Raw genomic sequence first — 609 nt, 5'->3', positions numbered from 1 at the left:
TGATGATGTCTACCAACAACATCCTGTCACCTGCGAACGGCGAGCCAATCATCGTTCCTTCTCAGGACGTTGTACTGGGTCTGTACTACATGACCCGTGACTGTGTTAACGCCAAAGGCGAAGGCATGGTACTGACTGGCCCGAAAGAAGCCGAGCGTGTTTACCGCTCTGGCCATGCGTCTCTGCACGCTCGCGTTAAGGTGCGTATCACCGAACACGAGAAAAACGAGCAGGATGAATGGGTGGCTAAGACCAGCATCATCGACACTACCATTGGTCGCGCCATCCTGTGGATGATCGTACCAAAAGGTCTGCCTTACTCCATCGTCAACCAGGCATTGGGTAAGAAAGCGATCTCCAAGATGCTGAACACCTGTTACCGCATCCTGGGTCTGAAGCCGACCGTTATCTTTGCTGACCAGACTATGTACACCGGCTTTGCCTATGCGGCACGTTCAGGTGCGTCTGTGGGTATCGACGACATGGTTATCCCAGAGAAGAAAGTGGAAATCATCACCGAAGCGGAAGCGGAAGTGGCTGAGATTCAGCAGCAGTTCCAGTCTGGTCTGGTTACCGCTGGCGAACGCTATAACAAAGTGATCGATATTT

1 pseudogene is annotated in these 609 nt (G+C 52.4%); it reads left to right on the top strand.

From position 1 onward, the window contains the following. Positions 1 to 609 (top strand): annotated as a pseudogene (locus WH277_RS02250) (DNA-directed RNA polymerase subunit beta'); the annotation flags it as partial.

This window comes from Erwinia sp. MYb416 (assembly GCF_037479575.1).
GTDB lineage: Bacteria > Pseudomonadota > Gammaproteobacteria > Enterobacterales > Enterobacteriaceae > Erwinia > Erwinia rhapontici.
Note: the sequence above shows the minus strand (reverse complement) of the source record. Positions and strands in the feature narration are given on the sequence as shown.